The following is a 20140-nucleotide window of genomic DNA, read 5'->3' as shown; positions in this document are numbered from 1 at the left end:
GGCACCGTCCCTCCCGTCCGTCGCCGGGCCGGGTCACAGGCGGTGGCGAGTTGCATCGAGAGCGTGACCCGTCTCCGCCGCTCCGCGACCAACGGTCGCGGCTACCACCGCGTCCGCAGCGGGCGCGGCTTCTCCTACCGCGACCCGGACGGCACCACCGTCACCGACGCCGCCGTCCGGCAGCGCCTCGAGGACCTCGTCATCCCGCCTGCGTGGGACGACGTGTGGATCTCGCCGTACGACAACGGGCACGTGCTCGCGACCGGCGTCGACGGCGCCGGTCGGCGGCAGTACATGTACCACCCGTCCTGGCGCGAACGGATGGACCGGATCAAGTACGACCGTGCGCTGGCGCTCGCCGAATCCCTGCCGGTCGCACGACGCGGGGTCACCATGGACCTCCGGCGGCCGGAGCCCGACCGGCAGCGTGCCCTCGCGGCGGCCTTCCGGATGCTCGACCAGGGTTCCCTGCGGGTCGGGTCGGAGCGGTACGCCACCGAGCACGGCAGCCGTGGCCTGTCCACCCTGCTGTGCGCGCACGCCCACGTCTCCGGCGACGACATCGAGCTCGACTTCCCGGGCAAGAGCGGCCAGGAGTGGTCCTCCTCGATCCACGATCCCGACCTCGCGACCGTCATCGCGGGCATGAAGCGGCGCGGACCGAACGCCCGGCTGCTCTCGTTCCGTGCGCGCCGGGGCGCCGAGTGGGAGCCCCTCTCCGCCGAGGACATCAACGAGTACGTGAAGGAACGTGCCGGTGACGAGTTCACCGCGAAGGACTTCCGCACCCTGCACGGCACCGTCGCCGCCGCGGTCGACCTCGCGGCGACCGGACCGCAGTCGTCCGTGGCGAAACGGAAGAAGGCGGTGTCGCACGCGGTGAAGGTCGCGAGCGAGGAACTCGGCAACACCCCGACGGTGTGCCGGCAGAGCTACATCGACCCGCGCCTGCTCGACGCCTACGACCACGGCGAGACCATCGACCCCGACCGCACGCACGCGGCCGAGTCGGAGGTCCGCGCACTGCTCTACCGACAGTGACCGGGAAGGGGCCGGGATGACGTACCGTTGGACCTCGTGCCCGAACACCCCCACCCGGGCACGGAAGGACCCCACCAGTCGTGACTGACGAGTGCATCCACGGATTCCCCACCGAACTCTGCGACATCTGCGCGCCACGGCAGCGCGAGGCCGCAGAACTCCCCACCACCCCGACCCCGCGCCGCACCCGGATCACCACCTCGCTCCGGACCGTGCCCGGCCAGGCGGCGACCCCGGCGTCCTCGCTGCGGTCCCCGGTGCCCGACCTGCCCGAGGCGCGTGACTTCGCCTCGCTCCGCGCGCACCACGTGACGCACGTGGACAACCTCGACGACATCGTGGGGTCCGGTGCGATCCTCGCGTCGGACGCCGTGACGCCGGTCGTCGACGTCGCCTCCGCCGCTGCCCGGGCCGCCCGCGCCGAGGCACACGCCCCCGACGGCTCCCCGGTCGCCGCGCACGTGCCGTTCACGCTGTCGCCCGACGCGACCCGCTGGGACGAGCTGCGCACCGGCGCCGAGGGCGAGCGGTGGTCCGACGCGGCCCGCCGGACCCGGGCGACGGAGTACATCATGCTCGTCGTGCCGGTGTCGGCCTTCGGGGCGTCGGTCATCGTCGCCGACCAGGACGCCGACGCCGAGGACGTCCGGTTCGCCGTCGGGCCCGAGGCCGCGACGAACCTCATCCGTCGCACGGACTTCACCGACCCGGAGATGCTCGGCCTCGAGCTGCTCGCCGGCCCGAGCGTGCCGTTCTCCGCCGTCGCGGTCATCGGTGTCCCCAACGACCGCGTCCGCCAGACGGTCAAGGCCGTGCTCAAGGACCACGGCGGACACGCTCCCCGGGTCGCGGTCTTCCCCCCGTGGTTCGTCCCCCCGGTCGTCGCGGAGTAGTCCCGACCGACCCCTGCGACGTGCCCCCCGGACCGGCTCCGGAGGGCACGTCGTGCGTCGGGGGCGACCCGCGCCTCCTGGCCCTCGATCCGCGTGGATCCGGGGAAGCGGGCCGATCCCGACACGCCCGTGATTCGCGACACGCCCGGGTTGCACGGATGCCGTGCCTATGCGAGACTTGTCCGGTTCCGAAATTCCGCGCGCGTTCGCGTGCGCAGGATCACTGCTCTGGCAGTGCACAACCCCCCTGTCCAGCAGGGCTGGGTTGGGCCGCAGGCAGCAGAACACGATCGACTCCCCACCAAGCGTGACGGGCACTGCTGTGCCCAGAGCGTGCGGGAGACGACATGCCCACGCTGAACGGCCCAGGTCGCTCCGCGCGGTTGACACGAGAACAGCGGTCATCCCCAGCGGATGCGGCCGGTTGGTTCACAGAAAACAGCCAAGCCCTGCAGGAATGCACGGTGGCGGCGGCGTCAGGCGGCCCGAGGGTGCGCGGCGCAGAGAGGACAAAGAGACACATGGCGGGACAGAAGATCCGCATCCGGCTCAAGTCGTACGACCACGAGGTCATCGACACGTCGGCCCGGAAGATCGTCGACACGGTGACCCGTGCCGGTGCGACCGTGGTCGGCCCGGTGCCGCTCCCCACCGAGAAGAACGTGGTCACCGTGATCCGTTCTCCCCACAAGTACAAGGACTCGCGCGAGCACTTCGAGAAGCGCACGCACAAGCGGGTCATCGACATCGTCGACCCGACGCCGAAGGCCGTCGACTCGCTCATGCGACTCGACCTCCCGGCCGACGTCAACATCGAGATCAAGCTGTAAGGGGGCTGGACTGATGGCGAACTCAACCAAGACCGTCAAGGGCCTCCTCGGCAAGAAGCTCGGGATGACCCAGGTGTGGGACGAGAACAACAAGTTCATCCCCGTCACCGTGATCGAGGTCGGCCCGAACGTGGTCACCCAGATCCGCAACGTCGAGCGCGACGGCTACGAGGCGATCCAGATCGCCGCCGGCGCCATCGACCCGCGCAAGGTCAACAAGCCGGCCGCCGGCCACTTCGAGGCAGCCGGGGTCACCCCGCGCCGCACCCTCACGGAGATCCGCACCAACGACTCCGCTGAGTACACGCTCGGCCAGGAGCTCACCGTCGACACGTTCGAGGCGGGCCAGAAGGTCGACGTCGTCGGCACCTCCAAGGGCAAGGGCTTCGCCGGTGTCATGAAGCGCCACGGCTTCGCCGGTGTGTCCGCTTCGCACGGTGCCCACCGCAACCACCGCAAGCCCGGTTCGATCGGTGCTTCGTCGACCCCGTCGCGTGTCTTCAAGGGCATGCGCATGGCGGGTCGCATGGGTGGCGAGCGTGTGACCGTCCTCAACCTCACGGTGCACGCCGTCGACGCCGAGAAGGGTCTGCTGCTCGTCAAGGGCGCGATCCCCGGTGCTCGCGGTCGCTCCGTCTTCGTCCGCACCGCCGTGAAGGGTAAGTGATCATGGCCACCACGACCGCAACCACGATCGACGTCCTCGACGCATCGGGCGTCAAGTCCGGCACCGTCGAGCTCCCCGCCGAGCTCTTCGACGTCGAGACCAACGTCCCGCTGATCCACCAGGTCGTCACCGCGCAGCTCGCAGCCGCGCGTCAGGGCACCCACAAGACCAAGAACCGCGGCGAGGTCCGCGGTGCTGGTCGCAAGCCGTTCAAGCAGAAGGGCACCGGCCGCTCCCGTCAGGGTTCGGTCCGCGCTCCGGAGCACACCGGCGGTGGCGTCGTCCACGGACCGACCCCGCGCGACTACTCGCAGCGCACCCCGAAGAAGATGATCGCCGCTGCTCTGCTCGGCTCGCTCTCGGACCGCGCCCGCGGTGGCCGCATCTCCGCTGTGGAGGGCTTCGTCGCGGCCGAGGTGCCGTCGACCAAGACCGCCCGCACGCTCATCGAGAAGGTCGCGCCCGTCAAGCACGTGCTCGTCGTGCTCGAGCAGGACGACGAGCTCACGCTCAAGTCGATCCGCAACCTGCCGAACGTCCACGCGCTCTCGTACGGCCAGCTCAACGCCTACGACGTGCTCAAGGCCGACGCGCTCGTCTTCAGCAAGAGCGCACTCGACGCCTTCATCGCGTCGAAGACCGCGAAGGAGATCTCCGCATGAGCGGCTTCAACAAGGACCCGCGCGACATCATCATCTCGCCGGTCGTCTCGGAGAAGAGCTACGGCCTGATCGACCAGGGCAAGTACACGTTCATCGTGGACCCCCGTTCGAACAAGACCGAGATCAAGCTCGCCATCGAGAAGATCTTCGACGTCAAGGTCGCGAGCATCAACACGCTGAACCGTCCGGGCAAGACCCGTCGCACGCGCTTCGGCATGGGCAAGCGCAAGGACACCAAGCGTGCCATCGTGACGCTCAAGTCCGGTTCGATCGACATCTTCACGGCTGTCGGCTGAGGACCAGAGGGATAAATCATGGCTATTCGTAACTACAAGCCGACGACCCCCGGTCGTCGCGGCTCGTCGGTCGCCGACTTCGCTGAGATCACCCGTTCGACGCCGGAGAAGTCGCTGCTTCGTCCGCTGCCGAAGACCGGTGGCCGCAACAGCTCCGGCCGCATCACCACCCGTCACATCGGTGGTGGCCACAAGCGTCAGTACCGCGTGATCGACTTCCGTCGTCACGACAAGGACGGCATCGACGCCAAGGTCGCGCACATCGAGTACGACCCGAACCGCACGGCGCGCATCGCGCTCCTGCACTACGTGGACGGCACGAAGCGCTACATCATCGCGCCGAACAAGCTCAAGCAGGGCGACGTCATCGAGCAGGGCGCCGGCGCGGACATCAAGCCGGGCAACAACCTGCCGCTGCGCAACATCCCCGTGGGTACCGTCGTGCACGCGATCGAGCTCCGCCCCGGTGGCGGCGCCAAGCTCGCGCGTTCGGCCGGCGCCTCGGTGCGTCTCGTCGCCAAGGACGGCCCCTACGCGCAGCTCCGTCTGCCGTCGGGCGAGGTCCGCAACGTCGACGCACGCTGCCGCGCCACGATCGGCGAGGTCGGCAACGCCGAGCAGTCGAACATCAACTGGGGCAAGGCCGGCCGCATGCGCTGGAAGGGCGTCCGCCCGACCGTGCGTGGTGTCGCGATGAACCCGGTCGACCACCCGCACGGTGGTGGCGAGGGCAAGACCTCCGGTGGCCGTCACCCGGTCAGCCCGTGGGGTCAGGCCGAGGGTCGCACGCGCAAGCCGAACAAGCCGAGCGACAAGCTCATCGTCCGTCGCCGTAACGCCGGCAAGAAGCGCAAGTAGGAGTTCAGAAGATGCCACGCAGTCTGAAGAAGGGCCCCTTCGTCGACGAGCACCTGCTCCGCAAGGTCGTCACGCAGAACGAGGCCAACACCAAGAACGTGATCCGCACCTGGTCGCGTCGCTCGATGATCATCCCGAACATGCTCGGGCACACGATCGCCGTGCACGACGGCCGCAAGCACATCCCGGTGTTCGTCACCGAGTCGATGGTCGGTCACAAGCTCGGCGAGTTCGCGCCGACCCGCACCTTCCGTGGTCACGTGAAGGACGACAAGAAGGGCCGTCGCCGCTAAGGCGGCGACGCAGAGGAGGAACGAAATGGTGGAGTCGATCGCACGCGTGCGACACATCCGCGTCACGCCTCAGAAGGCCCGTCGCGTCATCGAGCTGATCCGCGGCAAGCAGGCCCACGAGGCCCTCGCCATCCTGAAGTTCGCCCCCCAGGGCGCTTCGGAGCCCGTGTACAAGCTGGTCGCCTCGGCGATCGCGAACGCACGGGTCAAGGCGGACTCGACGAACAGCTTCCTCGACGAGCGCGACCTCTACGTGAGCCGCGTCTTCGTCGACGAAGGTACGACCCTGAAGCGGTTCCAGCCGCGCGCCCAGGGCCGCGCCTTCCGCATCAACAAGCGCACCAGCCACATCACGGTCGTCCTCGCGACGCCGGATGAGGTCGAGGCTGCCGCGACGAGCAAGAAGGCGAGCAAGTAATGGGCCAGAAGGTCAACCCGTACGGCTTCCGTCTCGGGATCACGACGGACCACGTCTCGCACTGGTTCACCGACAGCACGAAGCCGGGTCAGCGCTACGCCGACTACGTGGCCGAGGACATCAAGGTGCGCGAGTACCTGAAGAAGACCCTCGACCGCGCCGGCGTCGCCCGCATCGAGCTCGAGCGCACCCGTGACCGCGTCCGCGTGGACATCCACACCGCGCGTCCGGGCATCGTCATCGGTCGCCGTGGCGCCGAGGCGGAGCGCGTCCGTGGCGAGCTCGAGAAGCTCACCAAGAAGCAGATCCAGCTCAACATCCTCGAGGTCAAGAACCCCGAGACCGAGGCCCAGCTCGTCGCGCAGGGCATCGCCGAGCAGCTCTCCGCTCGTGTCGCGTTCCGTCGCGCCATGCGCAAGGGCCTGCAGGGTGCACAGCGCGCCGGCGCCAAGGGTGTCCGCATCCAGGTGTCGGGTCGTCTCGGCGGCGCCGAGATGTCGCGCTCGGAGTTCTACCGCGAGGGCCGCGTGCCCCTGCACACGCTCCGCGCGAACATCGACTACGGCTTCTACGAGGCCCGGACCACGTTCGGCCGCATCGGCGTGAAGGTCTGGATCTACAAGGGCGACATCACGAACAAGGAGCTCGCTCGCGAGCAGGCGAACCAGCGTTCGTCGCGCCCGGAGCGTCGTGGCGGCCCCCGTGGCGAGCGCGGCGACCGCCGTGGCGGCGACCGTGGCGGCCGTCAGCAGCAGGCCCCGCAGGACGCGCCGGCCGGCGCAGGAGTTGAGGCGTAACCATGCTTATTCCCCGTCGAGTCAAGCACCGCAAGCAGCACCACCCGAAGCGTTCGGGCCAGGCCACCGGTGGCACCAAGGTGTCGTTCGGTGACTACGGCATCCAGGCGCTGACGCCCGCTTACGTGACCAACCGTCAGATCGAGTCCGCTCGTATCGCCATGACGCGTCACATCAAGCGTGGCGGCAAGGTGTGGATCAACATCTACCCGGACCGTCCGCTCACGAAGAAGCCCGCCGAGACCCGCATGGGTTCCGGTAAGGGTTCCCCCGAGTGGTGGGTCGCCAACGTCAAGCCGGGCCGTGTGCTCTTCGAGCTCTCCGGCGTCAACGAGGACATCGCCCGTGAGGCGCTGACCCGTGCAATCCACAAGCTGCCCCTCAAGGCACGCATCATCAAGCGCGAGGAGGGCGACGCATAATGGCGATCGGTTCCAAGGAGCTCCGTCCGACGGAGCTCGACACGTTCGAGAACGAGCGTCTTGCTGACGAACTGAAGAAGGCCAAGGAGGAGCTCTTCAACCTCCGCTTCCAGTCGGCCACCGGCCAGCTGGAGAGCCACGGTCGTCTCCGTGCCGTCAAGCGCGACATCGCTCGCATCTACACCGTCCTCCGCGAGCGCGAGCTCGGCATCCGTGCCACTCCCGCGCCCGTCGAGACCGCCCCCAAGGCCAAGAAGACGACCAAGAAGGCTGAGAAGCCGGCTGAGTCGGCCGAGGCCGAGACCGCCGAGGAGAAGTAATGGCGAACGAAGAGAAGACCTCCGCCGCCTCCGCTCGCGGCTACCGCAAGACGCGTCGTGGCTACGTCACGAGCGACAAGATGGACAAGACCATCGTGGTCGAGGTCGAGGACCGCGTGAAGCACGCGCTCTACGGCAAGATCATCCGTCGCACGTCCAAGGTGAAAGCCCACGACGAGCTCGGCACCGCTGGTGTCGGCGACCTCGTCGTGATCAGCGAGACCCGTCCCCTCAGCGCTTCCAAGCGCTGGCGCCTGGTCGAGATCCTCGAGAAGGCCAAGTAGGCCCCGGCCTGCTTCGGAATAGGAGACAGCAGTGATTCAGCAGGAATCCCGCCTCAAGGTCGCCGACAACACGGGTGCCAAGGAGATCTTGACCATCCGCGTGCTCGGTGGCTCGGGTCGTCGCTACGCCGGTCTCGGTGACGTCATCGTCGCCACGGTGAAGGACGCCATCCCCGGCGGCAACGTGAAGAAGGGTGACGTCGTCAAGGCGGTCATCGTTCGCACCAAGAAGGAGACCCGTCGTCAGGACGGCTCCTACATCAAGTTCGACGAGAACGCGGCAGTGATCCTCAAGGCTGACGGCGACCCGCGCGGCACGCGCATCTTCGGTCCGGTCGGTCGCGAGCTCCGTGACAAGAAGTTCATGAAGATCATCTCGCTCGCGCCGGAGGTGCTGTAAGCCATGGCGAACATCAAGAAGGGTGACCTGGTCCAGGTCATCACGGGTGCCAAGCAGGAGCGCGGCGGTGACCGTGGCAAGCAGGGCAAGGTCATCGAGGTCCTCAAGGACAAGAACCGCGTCGTCGTCGAGGGCGTGAACTTCGTCACGAAGCACGTCCGCGTCGGCCAGACGCAGCGCGGCTCGAAGACCGGTGGCATCGAGCAGCACGAGGCTCCGATCCACGTGTCGAACGTCGCCATCGTCGACCCGAAGACCAAGAAGCCGACCCGCGTCGGTTTCCGCAACGAAGAGGTGGAGAAGGACGGCGTCAAGAAGACCGTCCGAGTCCGCTACGCCAAGAAGTCGGGTGAGAAGCTCTGATGACCGACACGACTGCCGCGCCGGCGACCAAGGTCGAGCCGCGCCTCAAGCAGAAGTACAAGAACGAGATCAAGGCTGCCCTCACCGAGCAGTTCGGGTACGCGAACGTCAACCAGGTCCCCGGCCTGGTCAAGGTCGTCGTGAACACCGGTGTCGGTGAGGCCGCTCGCGACTCGAAGATCATCGAGGGGGCCATCAAGGACCTCACGGCGATCACGGGTCAGAAGCCCCAGGTCACGAAGGCCCGCAAGTCCATCGCGCAGTTCAAGCTGCGTGAGGGCCAGGCCATCGGCGCGCACGTCACCCTCCGTGGTGACCGCGCGTGGGAGTTCATCGACCGTCTCGTGACCCTCGCACTGCCCCGCATCCGCGACTTCCGCGGTCTCAGCGACAAGCAGTTCGACGGCAACGGCAACTACACGTTCGGTCTCACGGAGCAGTCCGTGTTCCACGAGATCGACCAGGACCGCATCGACCGCGTGCGTGGCTTCGACATCACCGTCGTGACCACCGCGAAGTCGGACGACGAGGGCCGCGCGCTGCTCCGCCAGCTCGGGTTCCCGTTCCGTTCTGCCGAGCAGACGGTCTAAGATACTTCGGGCGGTGCGGGCCGGAGGATTCACGTCCTCCGGCCCGCACGCACGAACACACCGATCCAGGGGAATCGCCCCAGGATCACCCGATCGCTCAGGTCGGCATTCGTGGAACGGGTGTCGAAACCAGGCGAAGAATGGACGACCATCATGACGATGACCGATCCGGTCGCAGACATGCTGACCAGATTGCGGAACGCGAACTCGGCGCACCACGACGCCGTCTCGCTTCCCAGCTCCAAGCTGAAGAAGAACATCGCTGAGATCCTCAAGCGCGAGGGTTACATCAGCGAGTGGAAGATCGAGGACGCCCGCGTGGGCGAGACCCTCACGATCGACCTGAAGTACGGCCCCGAGCGCGAGCGTTCGATCGCCGGCATCAAGCGCGTCTCGAAGCCCGGTCTCCGGGTCTACGCGAAGTCGACGGAGATCCCCCAGGTCCTCGGTGGCCTCGGCGTGGCGATCCTCTCGACCTCGTCGGGACTGCTCACCGACCGTGAAGCCGAGCAGAAGGGCGTGGGTGGGGAAGTCCTCGCCTACGTGTGGTGATCGACAATGTCTCGTATCGGACGTCTTCCCATTGACATCCCCGCTGGCGTGACCGTCTCCATCGATGGTCAGAACGTCGCGGTCAAGGGCCCGAAGGGCGAGCTCGCGCTCGTCGTCGCCGAGCCCATCCAGGCCAAGGTCGAGGAGAACCAGGTCCTCGTCACCCGTCCGGACGACGAGCGCAGCTCGCGTGCGCTGCACGGCCTGACCCGCACCCTCATCGCGAACAACATCGTCGGCGTGACCCAGGGCTACTCCAAGGGCCTCGAGGTCGTCGGCACCGGTTACCGCGTGCAGGCGAAGGGCAACAACGTCGAGTTCGCGCTCGGCTACTCCCACCCGATCACGGTCGAGCCGCCCGCGGGCATCAGCTTCGCCGTCGAGGGCAACAACAAGCTGACCGTCAACGGCATCGACAAGCAGTCCGTCGGCGAGGTCGCTGCAAACATCCGCAAGCTGCGCAAGCCCGAGCCCTACAAGGGCAAGGGTGTCCGCTACGCCGGCGAGATCGTGCGCCGCAAGGCCGGAAAGTCAGGTAAGTGATCATGGGTCTCCTCAAGACACGAGGCAAGAGCAAGTCGGCCGCCAAGGCGCGCCGTCACAACCGCCTCCGCAAGAAGATCACCGGCACCGAGGCCCGTCCGCGTCTCGCTGTCACCCGTTCGGCGCGTCACGTGTTCGTCCAGGTCATCGACGACGCCAAGGGCCACACGCTGGCCAGCGCGTCGACGATGGAGGCCGACCTCCGTACGTTCGACGGCGACAAGACCGCCAAGGCCCGTCGTGTCGGCGAACTCCTCGCCGAGCGCGCGAAGGCCGCTGGCGTCGAGGCCGTGGTCTTCGACCGCGGTGGTAGCAAGTACGCCGGTCGCGTCGCCGCGATCGCCGATGGTGCCCGTGAAGGAGGGCTGAACCTGTGAGCGACATCGCGAACACGAACGAAGACGCCAACGTCGAAACGACCGAGGCCGCTGAGGCGACCGAGGCCGAGGCCACGAGCACCACGGCCCCCGCGGCCAAGGAGCCCGAGGTCCCCGTCGTCGAGCGCCCCGTCGAGACCGCAGCCGGTTCGGCATCGAACAACCGCGACTCCGCCGACAACCGTGGCCGCCGTGGTGGCGGTCGCGACCGTCAGCAGGGTGGCGGCCGTGGCAACGACCGCAACGGTCGGGGTGGCGACAGCCAGTTCCTCGAGCGCGTCGTGACCATCAACCGCGTCTCCAAGGTCGTCAAGGGTGGTCGTCGCTTCAGCTTCACCGCGCTCGTCGTCGTCGGTGACGGCAACGGTCTCGTGGGTGTCGGCTACGGCAAGGCCCGCGAGGTCCCGACCGCCATCTCGAAGGGCGTCGAGGAAGCGAAGAAGAACTTCTTCCGCGTCCCGCGCGTCGGCAACACGATCCCGCACCCGGTGCAGGGCGAGGCCGCTGCCGGCGTCGTGCTCCTCCGTCCGGCCGCTGCCGGTACCGGTGTCATCGCCGGTGGTCCGGTCCGCGCCGTCCTCGAGTGCGCCGGTATCCACGACGTCCTGAGCAAGTCGCTCGGTTCGTCGAACACCATCAACATCGTGCACGCGACCGTCACGGCGCTGCAGCAGCTCGAGGAGCCCCGTGCGGTCGCAAGCCGTCGCGGTCTCCCCGTCGACCGGGTCGTCCCGGACCGTCTGCTCCAGGCCGAGGCCGCTGCTCTGCGTGCCGCGTCCGAGAAGGCAGGTGCGTGATGGCGATGCTGAAGATCACGCAGACGAAGTCCGTTATCAGCGAGAAGCAGTACCAGCGCGACACGCTCCGCAGCCTGGGTCTCAAGCGCATCGGCCGTACGGTCCTGCGTGAGGACAACGCCCAGAACCGCGGGTACGTCGCGACGGTCGCGCACCTCGTGAAGGTCGAGGAGGTCGACGCATGAGCGACGAGAAGAACGAGCGCGTGCAGGTCCTGAAGCTGCACCACCTCCGTCCGGCAGAGGGCGCCAAGAAGGCTCGCACCCGCGTCGGTCGTGGTGAGGGCTCCAAGGGCAAGACCGCCGGCCGTGGTACCAAGGGCCAGAAGGCTCGTTACCAGGTCAAGGTCGGCTTCGAGGGTGGGCAGATGCCGCTGCACATGCGCACCCCGAAGCTCCGCGGGTTCAAGAACCCGTTCCGCGTCGAGTACCAGGTCGTGAACCTGGACAAGATCGCGGAGCTCTACCCCAACGGTGGCGACGTCACCGTCGCGGACCTGGTCGCCAAGGGCGCCGTCCGCAAGAACGAGAAGGTCAAGGTTCTCGGTCAGGGTGACATCAGCGTGAAGCTCACGGTCTCGGTCGACAAGGTCTCGGCGTCCGCCGCCGAGAAGATCGCGGCTGCTGGCGGCACCGTCTCCCAGTAACCCCGTCGGCGGCCCGTGCGTTTGCGCACGGGCCGCCGTTACGGTTTCCTTGACAGTGGTCGGCGTCCGCCGGCCAGGTCGGTCCTGCCGACCACACCGGTGACGGCCCCTCGACGGGCCGCCGGTCCCAGAAGTTCGGAGTCCTCGTGTTCAGAGCGGTCGCGCGCATCATGCGCACCCCAGATCTTCGCAAGAAGATCGGCTTCACCCTCGCGATCATCGCGCTGTTCCGCCTGGGGTCGTACATCCCCGCGCCGTTCGTCGACTACGCATCCGTGCAGACCTGTCTCGCCAGCGCTTCGTCGCAGCAGGGCCTGTACGACCTGATCAACCTGTTCTCCGGCGGCGCGCTGCTGAAGCTCTCGGTCTTCGCGCTCGGCATCATGCCGTACATCACGTCGTCGATCATCGTGCAGCTGCTCCGCGTGGTCATCCCGCACTTCGACGCCCTCTACAAGGAGGGGCAGTCCGGTCAGGCGAAGCTGACGCAGTACACGCGCTACCTCACCATCGCGCTCGGCGTGCTGCAGTCCACCACCCTGATCACGGTCGCCCGCTCCGGCGCCCTGTTCGGCACCAACGCCTCGGCCTCCTGCTCGTCGATCATCTCGAACGACAGCTGGTACGCGATCATGCTCATGGTCGTCACCCTGACCGCCGGTACCGGCCTCATCATGTGGATGGGCGAGCTCGTCACCGAGCGCGGCATCGGCAACGGCATGTCGCTCCTCATCTTCACGTCCATCGCGGCGCAGTTCCCCTCGGCGCTCTGGGCGATCGAGCAGTCGAACGGCTTCGAGCTGTTCCTGTTCGTCATCCTCGTCGGCCTGGTCATCATGATGGCCGTCGTGTTCGTCGAGCAGTCGCAGCGGCGCATCCCCGTGCAGTACGCCAAGCGCATGGTCGGTCGCCGCACCTACGGCGGCAACAACACGTACATCCCGATCAAGGTGAACATGGCCGGCGTCGTGCCCGTCATCTTCGCCTCGTCGCTGCTGTACCTGCCGGCCCTGGTCGCGCAGTTCAACCAGCCCTCCGACGGTAGCGAGCCGGCGGCGTGGGTGACCTGGATCCAGAACAACCTGACCTCGGGTGACAACTGGTTCTACATGGTCCTGTACTTCCTGCTCATCGTCGGCTTCACGTACTTCTACGTCGCGATCACCTTCAACCCCGAAGAGGTCGCCGACAACATGAAGAAGTACGGCGGCTTCATCCCGGGCATCCGGGCCGGTCGTCCGACGGCCGAGTACCTCGACTACGTTCTCACCCGGGTGACGTTGCCCGGCTCCCTGTACCTCGGTCTCATCGCCCTGATCCCGCTGGCGGCGCTGGCGTTCTTCGGTGCGAACCAGAACTTCCCGTTCGGTGGCGCGAGCATCCTCATCATCGTGGGTGTCGGCCTCGAGACCGTGAAGCAGATCGACTCGCAGCTGCAGCAGCGTCACTACGAAGGGCTTCTCCGTTGAGCGCACGTCTCATCATCGTCGGACCTCCCGGAGCCGGGAAGGGCACCCAGGCCGGTCGCATCGCCGACGCGTTCGGGATCCCCGCCGTCTCGACGGGTGACATCTTCCGCAAGAACGTCGCAGAGGGCACCCCGCTCGGCGTCCAGGCGAAGGCGATCATGGACGCGGGCGACTACGTCCCCGACTCGCTCACGAACGAGCTGGTGAAGTCCCGCCTGCACGAGGCCGACGCCGAGAACGGCTTCCTGCTCGACGGCTACCCCCGCACGGTCGGTCAGGTCGAGTACCTCGACGCGCTCCTCGCCGAGCAGGGCACCGGCATCGACGCGGTCGTGCAGCTCGTCGCCGACCAGGACGAGCTCGTCGGCCGCCTCCTGAAGCGCGCCGAGGAACAGGGCCGCAGCGACGACAACGAGGAGACCATCCGTCGTCGGCAGCAGGTCTACACCGAGCAGACCGCTCCGATCGTGGCGGCGTACGGCGAGCGTGGGCTCGTCGTCGACGTCGACGGCCTCGGTGGCATCGACGAGGTCGGCGATCGGATCCAGGCCGCGCTGTCCTCGCGTGGGCTGACCGCGGGCGTCTGACGCCAGCGTGGTGCGGTTCCGCAAGCCCTCGATCTACAAGACGCCGGACGAGCTCCGCGCCATGGTGCGTCCGGGTCTGCTGACCCACGACGCACTGGCGGCGGTCCGCGACGCGATCCGTCCGGGCATCACCACGGGCGAGCTCGACGCGATCGCCGAGCGGGTCATCCGTGACGGCGGCGGCGTCCCGAACTTCCAGCTCGTCCCGGGCTACCGGCACACGCTCTGCGTGTCGGTGAACGACGAGATCGTGCACGGGATCCCGGGGGAGCGTGTGCTCCAGCCCGGTGACGTCGTGTCGGTCGACGCCGGTGCCGAGGTCGACGGCTGGAACGGTGACAGTGCCTTCACGGTCGTCGTCCCGGGTGGTGACGCCGGTGTCAGTGCGGCCCGGCAGACGCTCTCGGACACCACCGAGCGCGCGCTCTGGCACGGCATCGCGGCGCTCGCGCACGCGAAGCACCTGCACGAGGTCGGCGCCGTCATCGAGGACGCCATCGACGAGACCGGCGCGTGGGGCATCGTCGAGGACTACACCGGCCACGGCATCGGCCACTCGATGCACGAGGACCCGCCCGTCTTCAACTACCGCGTCCGCGGTGCCGGTCCGGCGGTCAAGCCCGGACTCGTGGTCGCGATCGAGCCGATGGTCACGGCCGGCACGATCGACAGCTCGACGGACGACGACGACTGGACCGTCCGCACGCTCGACGGTTCCGACGCGGCGCACTGGGAGCACAGCATCGCGGTGCATGCCGACGGCATCTGGGTGCTGACGGCGGCCGACGGCGGCGCCGCGGGCCTGGCCCCGCTGGGTGTGACGCCGGTCCCGATCCCGTAGGTCGCGCCTCCCGTCGGTCGCGTCTTCCGCAGGCGGCAGTGCCTGACCCGGCGCGTGAGCGCTGGTGCGTCCGGTCCCGTCGGACGGCCAGGAGGCGCGGTGCGGCCCCGCCACGCGCCTCCGGTCCGCACCTGCGCACGTCCACGACGTCTGCACCGTGTGGACCACGTGCACTCGTCGTCAGCGTGCGCACCCGCGCGCGACGCGCGACGCGCAACGGGCACCGCGCGACGCGCTCTGCGCGCCGGTCTCAGTCGTTGCCGACGGAGCAGGTCTCCTCGGACGCGCTCTGTCCGGTGATCGACGAGGGCAGCGGCGTCGCCGAACCGGTCGCGGCGCTCGTGGCGGTGCCGGACGCCGACCCGGACGCCGTGCCGGTGCCGGCCGCGGTACCCGAGGACGTCCCGGCCGAGGACCCACCGGCCGACGAGGTGCCGGTCGAGGTCCCCGTGGACGGAGCAGCGGTCGCCGTCCCGCTCGACCCGGAGGACTCCTCCGACGCGCGCCCCGTGCTCGAGTCGCTCAGCGAGGTCTTCTGGTCGTTCTGCAGCGCGACGTTGAGGGTGTGGGCGGCGTCCTGGTCGACGATCACGCGCGCGCTGTCCTCGGGGTCGTCCGCGACCGGGTACTGCACGAAGAGCATGTTCGCCGTGCTCATCCCGCGCAGGGCCCCGGCCAGTCCGACGAGCGTGCGCGCCTGGGCGAGGCCGTCGGACAGCGTCATGTTCGACAGCGCGGCGCCGGCGAGCTTGTAGAGCGTGATCGGGTTCGAGAGCGTCCCGTCCGAGGTGACCTTGCGCAGCAGGGCCGACAGGAACACCTGCTGCGAGCTGATGCGCGCGAGGTCGCTCCCGTCGCCGACGCCGTGCCGGGTGCGGAGGAACGCGAGCGCGTCCGTGCCCTCGAGCTTGTGCGAGCCGGCCGTCAGGTGCAGGTTCGTGTAGGAGTCGTTGATCGGGTCCGCGACGCACACGTCCACGCCGCCGAGGGCGTTCGACATCTCGATGACGCCGTCGAACGTGATGAGCCCGGCGTACGGGATGCTCAGGCCGGTGAGGTTCTCGACGGTGTCGACGACGCACGAGACCCCGCCGTTCCCGAGTGCCGTGTTGAACTGCGCGGACGTGGCCGCCGGGTACGTGGTCCCGCTCTCGGGGTTCGTGCACGCCGGGATCGGCACCATGAGGTCGCGCGGGAAGCTCACCGCGGTCAGCTGGGTGTGGTCCTGCGAGATGTGGATGAGCATCGTGACGTCGTTGCGGGCGCCCTCGACGTCCTCGTCCGAGTCGAACTGTCCGATGCGGGTGTCGCTGCCGATGAGCAGGATGTTCGCACCGCCCTTGATCGCGGTGATGTCGGCCGTCTGCGCGGTGCTCTGGTCGTCCGTGCTGAGCTTGACCGTCCTCGGCGCCGTGGCGAGCTGCGCACCCGCGATGGCGGCGACGCTCGTCCCGCTCACGAGGACGACGGCGAGGGTGGACGCCACGATCGACGCGAGCGTGCCCCATCCGCGGCGGCGCGGGAGGCGGCCGTGGCGGGCGAACGGGCGTCGGGTGGCGTCGGGCACGTGGTCTCCGTTCGGTGGTCCGTGCGGCGCGGTCTGCACGGGCGGGGGGGGGGGGGCGACGGCCACGCTAGGGGCCGGTGACCAACGGGACCCCGGAGCGCGCCGTCAAACCACTGTGGAACGCTCAGACACCGCTGTGAAGCCCCAGACGTGGGGACTTCGCCGTCTCCACTTGGCAATCCTGGGTTTACCACATAGGATCGATCTTTGGTGTGTCATGCCTACTGGGCGTGGCGCCCGACCCGCAGACCGGCTCGGGGATCACACCGGTAATCCAACCAAGCGACAGTGAGGCTATGGCCAAGAAAGACGGCGTCATCGAGATCGAGGGCTCGGTGCTCGAAGCTCTGCCCAACGCGATGTTCCGCGTTGAGCTGACCAACGGACACAAGGTCCTTGCGCACATCTCCGGGAAGATGCGCCAGCACTACATCCGCATCCTCCCCGAGGACCGCGTGATCGTGGAGCTGAGCCCGTACGACCTGACCCGCGGCCGGATCGTCTACCGCTACAAGTGATCCGCGAGCTGGAAAGGAACGGCCCGGCAACCCTGCCGAGCACGAAGCCAGCGAGCACGAGGAAAGAACAATGAAGGTCAACCCCAGCGTCAAGCCCATCTGCGAGCACTGCCGTGTCATTCGCCGCAAGGGCCGCGTCATGGTGATCTGCAAGAGCAACCCGCGTCACAAGCAGCGCCAGGGCTAGTCCCGGCTGCCTGACGCGATCGCCCTCGGGCGGCTGCGAGCAGGATCCACAACTCAACATCGAACGCAGTACCAAGATCCGCGCGAGCGGGGACACCTCGGGTCGGAGGCCCGAGCACCGGTACTGCTCCACACCTCCATCGACAACAGGAGCAGCCATCACATGGCACGTCTAGCAGGCGTCGACATCCCGCGCGAGAAGCGCGTGGAGATCGCACTCACGTACATCTACGGCGTCGGCCGTACCCGCGCGGTCCAGGCACTCGCCGAGACCGGTATCTCCGGTGACATCCGCGTCAAGGACCTGACCGACGACCAGCTCGTCGCCCTCCGTGACTTCATCGAGGGCAACTTCAAGGTGGAGGGTGACCTCCGCCGTGAGGTCGCAGCCGACATCCGCCGCAAGGTCGAGATCGGTAGCTACGAGGGTCTTCGCCACCGTCGTGGTCTCCCGGTGCGCGGTCAGCGCACCAAGACCAACGCGCGTACCCGCAAGGGACCGAAGCGCACCGTGGCAGGCAAGAAGAAGGCTCGATAGGAGACCCCGATGGCTACCCCCAAGACTGCCGCGCGCAAGCCGCGCCGCAAGGAGAAGAAGAACGTCGCCGTGGGCCAGGCCCACATCAAGAGCACGTTCAACAACACGATCGTCAGCATCACCGACCCGTCGGGTGCCGTCCTCAGCTGGGCGTCCTCGGGTGCCGTGGGCTTCAAGGGTTCGCGCAAGTCGACGCCGTTCGCGGCGCAGCTCGCCGCCGAGTCCGCTGCGCGTCAGGCGCAGGAGCACGGCGTCAAGAAGGTCGACGTCTTCGTGAAGGGTCCGGGTTCGGGCCGCGAGACCGCGATCCGCTCGCTCCAGGCCGCTGGCCTCGAGGTGGGTTCGATCAACGACGTCACGCCGCAGGCGCACAACGGGTGCCGCCCGCCCAAGCGCCGTCGCGTCTGACGCGAGGAGCAACCGGCCGCGCCCTGCTCGTCCCCTGACGGGAGCGAGCAGGGCCCGCGGCCATTCCTGGTCGTTCGATCGCGCAGGCCGTGCCGTCCTGGCAAGCGCGTGCGCGTGATCACAACTCAACAGACCCGTCGGGGCCCGGTCGGCCCCGTCGTACCGCCGAGTGTCATATAGCGGACACTCCGCCGAAAGGAATCCCACAGTGCTCATTGCACAGCGCCCCACCCTGACCGAGGAGACGATCTCCGAGTTCCGCTCGCGCTTCGTCATCGAGCCGCTCGAGCCGGGCTTCGGTTACACCCTCGGCAACTCGCTGCGCCGCACGCTCCTCTCCTCGATCCCCGGCGCGGCTGTCACCAGCATCCGCATCGACGGCGTCCTCCACGAGTTCAGCACCGTTCCCGGTGTCAAGGAAGACGTCACCGAGATCATCCTCAACATCAAGAGCCTGGTCGTCTCCAGCGAGCACGACGAGCCGATCACGGCGTACCTGCGCAAGCAGGGTGCCGGTCAGGTCACCGCAGCGGACATCTCCGCTCCGGCCGGCGTCGAGATCCACAACCCGGACCTCGTCATCGCGACCCTGAACGACACCGCGCGCTTCGAGCTCGAGCTGACGATCGAGCGTGGCCGTGGCTACGTCTCGGCGACGCAGAACCGTTCGGAGTTCAGCGAGGCCGGTCAGATCCCGATCGACTCGATCTACTCGCCGGTCCTCAAGGTCACCTACCGCGTCGAGGCGACGCGTGCCGGTGAGCGCACGGACTTCGACCGCCTGGTCGTCGACGTCGAGTCGAAGCCGGCCATCACGCCGCGCGACGCCATCGCGTCGGCAGGTCGGACGCTCGTCGAGCTGTTCGGGCTCGCCCGCGAGCTCAACACCGCGGCCGAGGGCATCGAGATCGGCCCCGCACCGGTCGACGCCGTGCTCTCGAACGAGCTGCAGACCCCGATCGAGGACCTGGACCTGTCGGTCCGCAGCTACAACTGCCTCAAGCGGGAGGGCATCAACACGGTGTCCGAGCTCGTCGCCCTGTCGGAGACGCAGCTCATGAACATCCGCAACTTCGGTCAGAAGTCGGTGGACGAGGTCAAGGACAAGCTCACCGAGCTCGGCCTGTCCCTCAAGGACACCGTCCCCGGATTCGACGGCGCCCACTTCTACAGCGGGTACGACGAGGACGAGTCCAACAACTGACCTCGCGCTGACGCGCACGCGCGCCGCTGACGCAGCGCGCAACACTTTCACCACTGGAGAACTGACATGCCGAAGCCCACCAAGGGCCCCCGCCTCGGTGGCGGCCCCGCCCACGAGCGCCTGCTCCTGAGCAACCTCGCCAACGCCCTCTTCACGCACGGTCGCATCACGACCACCGAGACGAAGGCCAAGCGCCTCCGTCCCGTCGCCGAGCGTCTCATCACGTTCGCGAAGCGTGGCGACCTGCACGCGCGTCGTCGCGTGATCAGCATCCTGCGCGACAAGTCCGTCGTGCACACGCTGTTCACCGAGATCGCCCCGCAGGTCGAGGACCGTCAGGGCGGCTACACCCGCATCACGAAGCTCGGTTTCCGCAAGGGCGACAACGCTCCCCTCGCGTCGATCGAGCTCGTCCTCGAGCCGGTGTCGAGCACGCCGGCCCCGGTCAAGCGCGACGCGGCCCCGGCCGCTGCTGCTCCGGTCGAGGAGCCCGCCGCCGAGGACACCACCGACGAGGCCCCGGTCGAGGAGACCGAGACCACCGAGGAGTCCGCTCCCGTCGCCGAGGAGACCGAGACCGAGGCAGCTGCCGAGGTCGAGGCCGACGCCGCCGAGAAGTCGGACGACAAGTAGTCACAGCCCCACCACGACGAAGCCCCCGCAACACGCGTTGCGGGGGCTTCGTCGCGTCCTGGGGGCGGCCTGGAGGCGCGGTGCGGGCCCGCCACGTTCCTCCTGGCCCGCAGGCGGCCGAGCCGCAGAACGCGGACCGG

32 protein-coding genes are annotated in these 20140 nt (G+C 68.1%); 31 read left to right on the top strand and 1 reads right to left on the bottom strand.

The window, feature by feature from the left end; translation table 11 throughout:
- The first annotated feature begins 63 nt into the window (after positions 1-63).
- From HWD93_RS07625 to map, 25 genes are all read left to right on the top strand, one after another.
- Positions 64-1041, top strand: a complete 978-nt coding sequence (locus HWD93_RS07625) for a DNA topoisomerase IB (RefSeq protein WP_071295234.1) — start codon at positions 64-66, stop codon at positions 1039-1041.
- Between the two features lie 80 nt (positions 1042-1121).
- Entirely contained in the window at positions 1122-1934 is an 813-nt protein-coding gene (locus HWD93_RS07620) for a DarT ssDNA thymidine ADP-ribosyltransferase family protein (RefSeq protein ID WP_070417683.1), read from the top strand.
- Positions 1935-2455: 521 nt separating this feature from the next.
- Positions 2456-2764 carry a 30S ribosomal protein S10 gene (rpsJ, locus tag HWD93_RS07615; RefSeq protein ID WP_022903286.1) on the top strand — a complete coding sequence of 103 codons (309 nt, stop codon included), beginning with the start codon at positions 2456-2458 and terminating at the stop codon, positions 2762-2764.
- 13 nt (positions 2765-2777) lie between these two features.
- Positions 2778-3431 (top strand): 50S ribosomal protein L3, encoded by a 654-nt coding sequence (gene rplC / locus HWD93_RS07610; RefSeq protein WP_070417684.1) that lies wholly within the window; start codon positions 2778-2780, stop codon positions 3429-3431.
- 2 nt (positions 3432-3433) lie between these two features.
- Positions 3434-4093 (top strand): 50S ribosomal protein L4, encoded by a 660-nt coding sequence (gene rplD / locus HWD93_RS07605; RefSeq protein WP_070417685.1) that lies wholly within the window; start codon positions 3434-3436, stop codon positions 4091-4093.
- A complete protein-coding gene (rplW, locus tag HWD93_RS07600) occupies positions 4090-4389 on the top strand; it encodes a 50S ribosomal protein L23 (RefSeq protein ID WP_022903283.1) in 300 nt (99 codons plus the stop codon). Before rplD ends, rplW begins: the two co-directional genes overlap by 4 nt.
- 18 nt (positions 4390-4407) lie before the next feature.
- On the top strand, positions 4408-5247 hold the full coding sequence (gene rplB, locus HWD93_RS07595) for a 50S ribosomal protein L2 (protein WP_070417686.1): 840 nt from the start codon (positions 4408-4410) through the stop codon (positions 5245-5247).
- A gap of 11 nt (positions 5248-5258) precedes the next feature.
- Entirely contained in the window at positions 5259-5540 is a 282-nt protein-coding gene (gene rpsS, locus HWD93_RS07590; RefSeq protein ID WP_022906343.1) for a 30S ribosomal protein S19, read from the top strand.
- A gap of 25 nt (positions 5541-5565) precedes the next feature.
- A complete protein-coding gene (rplV, locus tag HWD93_RS07585) occupies positions 5566-5958 on the top strand; it encodes a 50S ribosomal protein L22 (RefSeq protein ID WP_022906344.1) in 393 nt (130 codons plus the stop codon).
- Complete coding sequence (gene rpsC / locus HWD93_RS07580) at positions 5958-6755, top strand: 30S ribosomal protein S3 (RefSeq protein ID WP_022906345.1); 798 nt, start codon at positions 5958-5960, stop codon at positions 6753-6755. Before rplV ends, rpsC begins: the two co-directional genes overlap by 1 nt.
- 2 nt (positions 6756-6757) lie before the next feature.
- A complete protein-coding gene (gene rplP, locus HWD93_RS07575; protein WP_022906346.1) occupies positions 6758-7177 on the top strand; it encodes a 50S ribosomal protein L16 in 420 nt (139 codons plus the stop codon).
- The gene (gene rpmC, locus HWD93_RS07570; RefSeq protein WP_022906347.1) at positions 7177-7497 is read left to right on the top strand and encodes a 50S ribosomal protein L29; all 321 of its coding nucleotides are present in this window, start codon (positions 7177-7179) and stop codon (positions 7495-7497) included. Before rplP ends, rpmC begins: the two co-directional genes overlap by 1 nt.
- Positions 7497-7781, top strand: coding sequence for a 30S ribosomal protein S17 (gene rpsQ / locus HWD93_RS07565; RefSeq protein ID WP_022906348.1), 285 nt, complete (start codon positions 7497-7499; stop codon positions 7779-7781). The genes rpmC and rpsQ overlap by 1 nt, the downstream gene beginning before the upstream one ends.
- A 31-nt stretch (positions 7782-7812) precedes the next feature.
- Positions 7813-8181 (top strand): 50S ribosomal protein L14, encoded by a 369-nt coding sequence (gene rplN / locus HWD93_RS07560; protein ID WP_017885523.1) that lies wholly within the window; start codon positions 7813-7815, stop codon positions 8179-8181.
- A 3-nt stretch (positions 8182-8184) separates the two neighbouring features.
- Positions 8185-8544, top strand: a complete 360-nt coding sequence (gene rplX, locus HWD93_RS07555) for a 50S ribosomal protein L24 (RefSeq protein ID WP_022906349.1) — start codon at positions 8185-8187, stop codon at positions 8542-8544.
- A complete protein-coding gene (gene rplE, locus HWD93_RS07550; protein ID WP_022906350.1) occupies positions 8544-9134 on the top strand; it encodes a 50S ribosomal protein L5 in 591 nt (196 codons plus the stop codon). Before rplX ends, rplE begins: the two co-directional genes overlap by 1 nt.
- A 153-nt stretch (positions 9135-9287) precedes the next feature.
- On the top strand, positions 9288-9686 hold the full coding sequence (gene rpsH, locus HWD93_RS07545; RefSeq protein ID WP_022906351.1) for a 30S ribosomal protein S8: 399 nt from the start codon (positions 9288-9290) through the stop codon (positions 9684-9686).
- Positions 9687-9692: 6 nt separating this feature from the next.
- Positions 9693-10229, top strand: a complete 537-nt coding sequence (rplF, locus tag HWD93_RS07540) for a 50S ribosomal protein L6 (protein ID WP_031261772.1) — start codon at positions 9693-9695, stop codon at positions 10227-10229.
- 2 nt (positions 10230-10231) lie between these two features.
- Positions 10232-10606, top strand: coding sequence for a 50S ribosomal protein L18 (gene rplR, locus HWD93_RS07535; protein ID WP_031261773.1), 375 nt, complete (start codon positions 10232-10234; stop codon positions 10604-10606).
- Positions 10603-11403: a 30S ribosomal protein S5 gene (rpsE, locus tag HWD93_RS07530; RefSeq protein ID WP_070417687.1), complete on the top strand. Its 801-nt coding sequence runs from the start codon at positions 10603-10605 to the stop codon at positions 11401-11403. The genes rplR and rpsE overlap by 4 nt, the downstream gene beginning before the upstream one ends.
- Positions 11403-11588 (top strand): 50S ribosomal protein L30, encoded by a 186-nt coding sequence (gene rpmD / locus HWD93_RS07525; protein ID WP_022906355.1) that lies wholly within the window; start codon positions 11403-11405, stop codon positions 11586-11588. The genes rpsE and rpmD overlap by 1 nt, the downstream gene beginning before the upstream one ends.
- On the top strand, positions 11585-12049 hold the full coding sequence (gene rplO, locus HWD93_RS07520; RefSeq protein ID WP_022906356.1) for a 50S ribosomal protein L15: 465 nt from the start codon (positions 11585-11587) through the stop codon (positions 12047-12049). The genes rpmD and rplO overlap by 4 nt, the downstream gene beginning before the upstream one ends.
- A 146-nt stretch (positions 12050-12195) precedes the next feature.
- Complete coding sequence (gene secY / locus HWD93_RS07515) at positions 12196-13518, top strand: preprotein translocase subunit SecY (protein ID WP_022906357.1); 1323 nt, start codon at positions 12196-12198, stop codon at positions 13516-13518.
- Positions 13515-14105, top strand: a complete 591-nt coding sequence (locus HWD93_RS07510; protein WP_070417689.1) for an adenylate kinase — start codon at positions 13515-13517, stop codon at positions 14103-14105. Before secY ends, HWD93_RS07510 begins: the two co-directional genes overlap by 4 nt.
- Positions 14106-14166: 61 nt before the next feature.
- Positions 14167-14946, top strand: a complete 780-nt coding sequence (gene map / locus HWD93_RS07505; RefSeq protein ID WP_374115151.1) for a type I methionyl aminopeptidase — start codon at positions 14167-14169, stop codon at positions 14944-14946.
- Positions 14947-15196: 250 nt separating this feature from the next.
- Here the strand turns inward: map and HWD93_RS07500 are convergent, their stop codons facing one another.
- Positions 15197-16513, bottom strand: coding sequence for an LCP family protein (locus HWD93_RS07500; protein WP_070417690.1), 1317 nt, complete (start codon positions 16511-16513; stop codon positions 15197-15199).
- Between the two features lie 296 nt (positions 16514-16809).
- Here HWD93_RS07500 and infA point away from each other — a divergent pair, with 296 nt between their 5' ends.
- The 6 genes from infA to rplQ all read left to right on the top strand — a co-directional run bounded on the left by infA (position 16810) and on the right by rplQ (position 20000).
- Complete coding sequence (infA, locus tag HWD93_RS07495; RefSeq protein ID WP_017885509.1) at positions 16810-17031, top strand: translation initiation factor IF-1; 222 nt, start codon at positions 16810-16812, stop codon at positions 17029-17031.
- Between the two features lie 70 nt (positions 17032-17101).
- Positions 17102-17218 carry a 50S ribosomal protein L36 gene (rpmJ, locus tag HWD93_RS07490; protein ID WP_022903266.1) on the top strand — a complete coding sequence of 39 codons (117 nt, stop codon included), beginning with the start codon at positions 17102-17104 and terminating at the stop codon, positions 17216-17218.
- Between the two features lie 162 nt (positions 17219-17380).
- A complete protein-coding gene (gene rpsM / locus HWD93_RS07485; protein ID WP_058728274.1) occupies positions 17381-17755 on the top strand; it encodes a 30S ribosomal protein S13 in 375 nt (124 codons plus the stop codon).
- 9 nt (positions 17756-17764) lie between these two features.
- Positions 17765-18163 (top strand): 30S ribosomal protein S11, encoded by a 399-nt coding sequence (rpsK, locus tag HWD93_RS07480; RefSeq protein WP_017885507.1) that lies wholly within the window; start codon positions 17765-17767, stop codon positions 18161-18163.
- Positions 18164-18371: 208 nt separating this feature from the next.
- Positions 18372-19367: a DNA-directed RNA polymerase subunit alpha gene (locus tag HWD93_RS07475; protein WP_022906362.1), complete on the top strand. Its 996-nt coding sequence runs from the start codon at positions 18372-18374 to the stop codon at positions 19365-19367.
- 66 nt (positions 19368-19433) lie between these two features.
- Entirely contained in the window at positions 19434-20000 is a 567-nt protein-coding gene (gene rplQ / locus HWD93_RS07470; RefSeq protein ID WP_070417691.1) for a 50S ribosomal protein L17, read from the top strand.
- Positions 20001-20140: the final 140 nt, after the last annotated feature.

The organism is Curtobacterium sp. C2H10 (assembly GCF_025407985.1).
GTDB lineage: Bacteria > Actinomycetota > Actinomycetes > Actinomycetales > Microbacteriaceae > Curtobacterium.
Note: the sequence above shows the minus strand (reverse complement) of the source record. Positions and strands in the feature narration are given on the sequence as shown.

Bases quoted from the DNA above. Each gene is read 5' to 3' on its own strand.
- rpsJ (WP_022903286.1), top strand. From the start codon at position 2,456: ATGGCGGGACAGAAGATCCGCATCCGGCTCAAGTCGTACGACCACGAG.
- rplC (WP_070417684.1), top strand. From the start codon at position 2,778: ATGGCGAACTCAACCAAGACCGTCAAGGGCCTCCTCGGCAAGAAGCTC.
- rplD (WP_070417685.1), top strand. From the start codon at position 3,434: ATGGCCACCACGACCGCAACCACGATCGACGTCCTCGACGCATCGGGC.
- rplW (WP_022903283.1), top strand. From the start codon at position 4,090: ATGAGCGGCTTCAACAAGGACCCGCGCGACATCATCATCTCGCCGGTC.
- rplB (WP_070417686.1), top strand. From the start codon at position 4,408: ATGGCTATTCGTAACTACAAGCCGACGACCCCCGGTCGTCGCGGCTCG.
- rpsS (WP_022906343.1), top strand. From the start codon at position 5,259: ATGCCACGCAGTCTGAAGAAGGGCCCCTTCGTCGACGAGCACCTGCTC.
- rplV (WP_022906344.1), top strand. From the start codon at position 5,566: ATGGTGGAGTCGATCGCACGCGTGCGACACATCCGCGTCACGCCTCAG.
- rpsC (WP_022906345.1), top strand. From the start codon at position 5,958: ATGGGCCAGAAGGTCAACCCGTACGGCTTCCGTCTCGGGATCACGACG.
- rplP (WP_022906346.1), top strand. From the start codon at position 6,758: ATGCTTATTCCCCGTCGAGTCAAGCACCGCAAGCAGCACCACCCGAAG.
- rpmC (WP_022906347.1), top strand. From the start codon at position 7,177: ATGGCGATCGGTTCCAAGGAGCTCCGTCCGACGGAGCTCGACACGTTC.
- rpsQ (WP_022906348.1), top strand. From the start codon at position 7,497: ATGGCGAACGAAGAGAAGACCTCCGCCGCCTCCGCTCGCGGCTACCGC.
- rplX (WP_022906349.1), top strand. From the start codon at position 8,185: ATGGCGAACATCAAGAAGGGTGACCTGGTCCAGGTCATCACGGGTGCC.
- rplE (WP_022906350.1), top strand. From the start codon at position 8,544: ATGACCGACACGACTGCCGCGCCGGCGACCAAGGTCGAGCCGCGCCTC.
- rpsH (WP_022906351.1), top strand. From the start codon at position 9,288: ATGACGATGACCGATCCGGTCGCAGACATGCTGACCAGATTGCGGAAC.
- rplF (WP_031261772.1), top strand. From the start codon at position 9,693: ATGTCTCGTATCGGACGTCTTCCCATTGACATCCCCGCTGGCGTGACC.
- rplR (WP_031261773.1), top strand. From the start codon at position 10,232: ATGGGTCTCCTCAAGACACGAGGCAAGAGCAAGTCGGCCGCCAAGGCG.
- rpmD (WP_022906355.1), top strand. From the start codon at position 11,403: ATGGCGATGCTGAAGATCACGCAGACGAAGTCCGTTATCAGCGAGAAG.
- rplO (WP_022906356.1), top strand. From the start codon at position 11,585: ATGAGCGACGAGAAGAACGAGCGCGTGCAGGTCCTGAAGCTGCACCAC.
- map (WP_374115151.1), top strand. From the start codon at position 14,167: ATGGTGCGTCCGGGTCTGCTGACCCACGACGCACTGGCGGCGGTCCGC.
- infA (WP_017885509.1), top strand. From the start codon at position 16,810: ATGGCCAAGAAAGACGGCGTCATCGAGATCGAGGGCTCGGTGCTCGAA.
- rpmJ (WP_022903266.1), top strand. From the start codon at position 17,102: ATGAAGGTCAACCCCAGCGTCAAGCCCATCTGCGAGCACTGCCGTGTC.
- rpsM (WP_058728274.1), top strand. From the start codon at position 17,381: ATGGCACGTCTAGCAGGCGTCGACATCCCGCGCGAGAAGCGCGTGGAG.
- rpsK (WP_017885507.1), top strand. From the start codon at position 17,765: ATGGCTACCCCCAAGACTGCCGCGCGCAAGCCGCGCCGCAAGGAGAAG.
- rplQ (WP_070417691.1), top strand. From the start codon at position 19,434: ATGCCGAAGCCCACCAAGGGCCCCCGCCTCGGTGGCGGCCCCGCCCAC.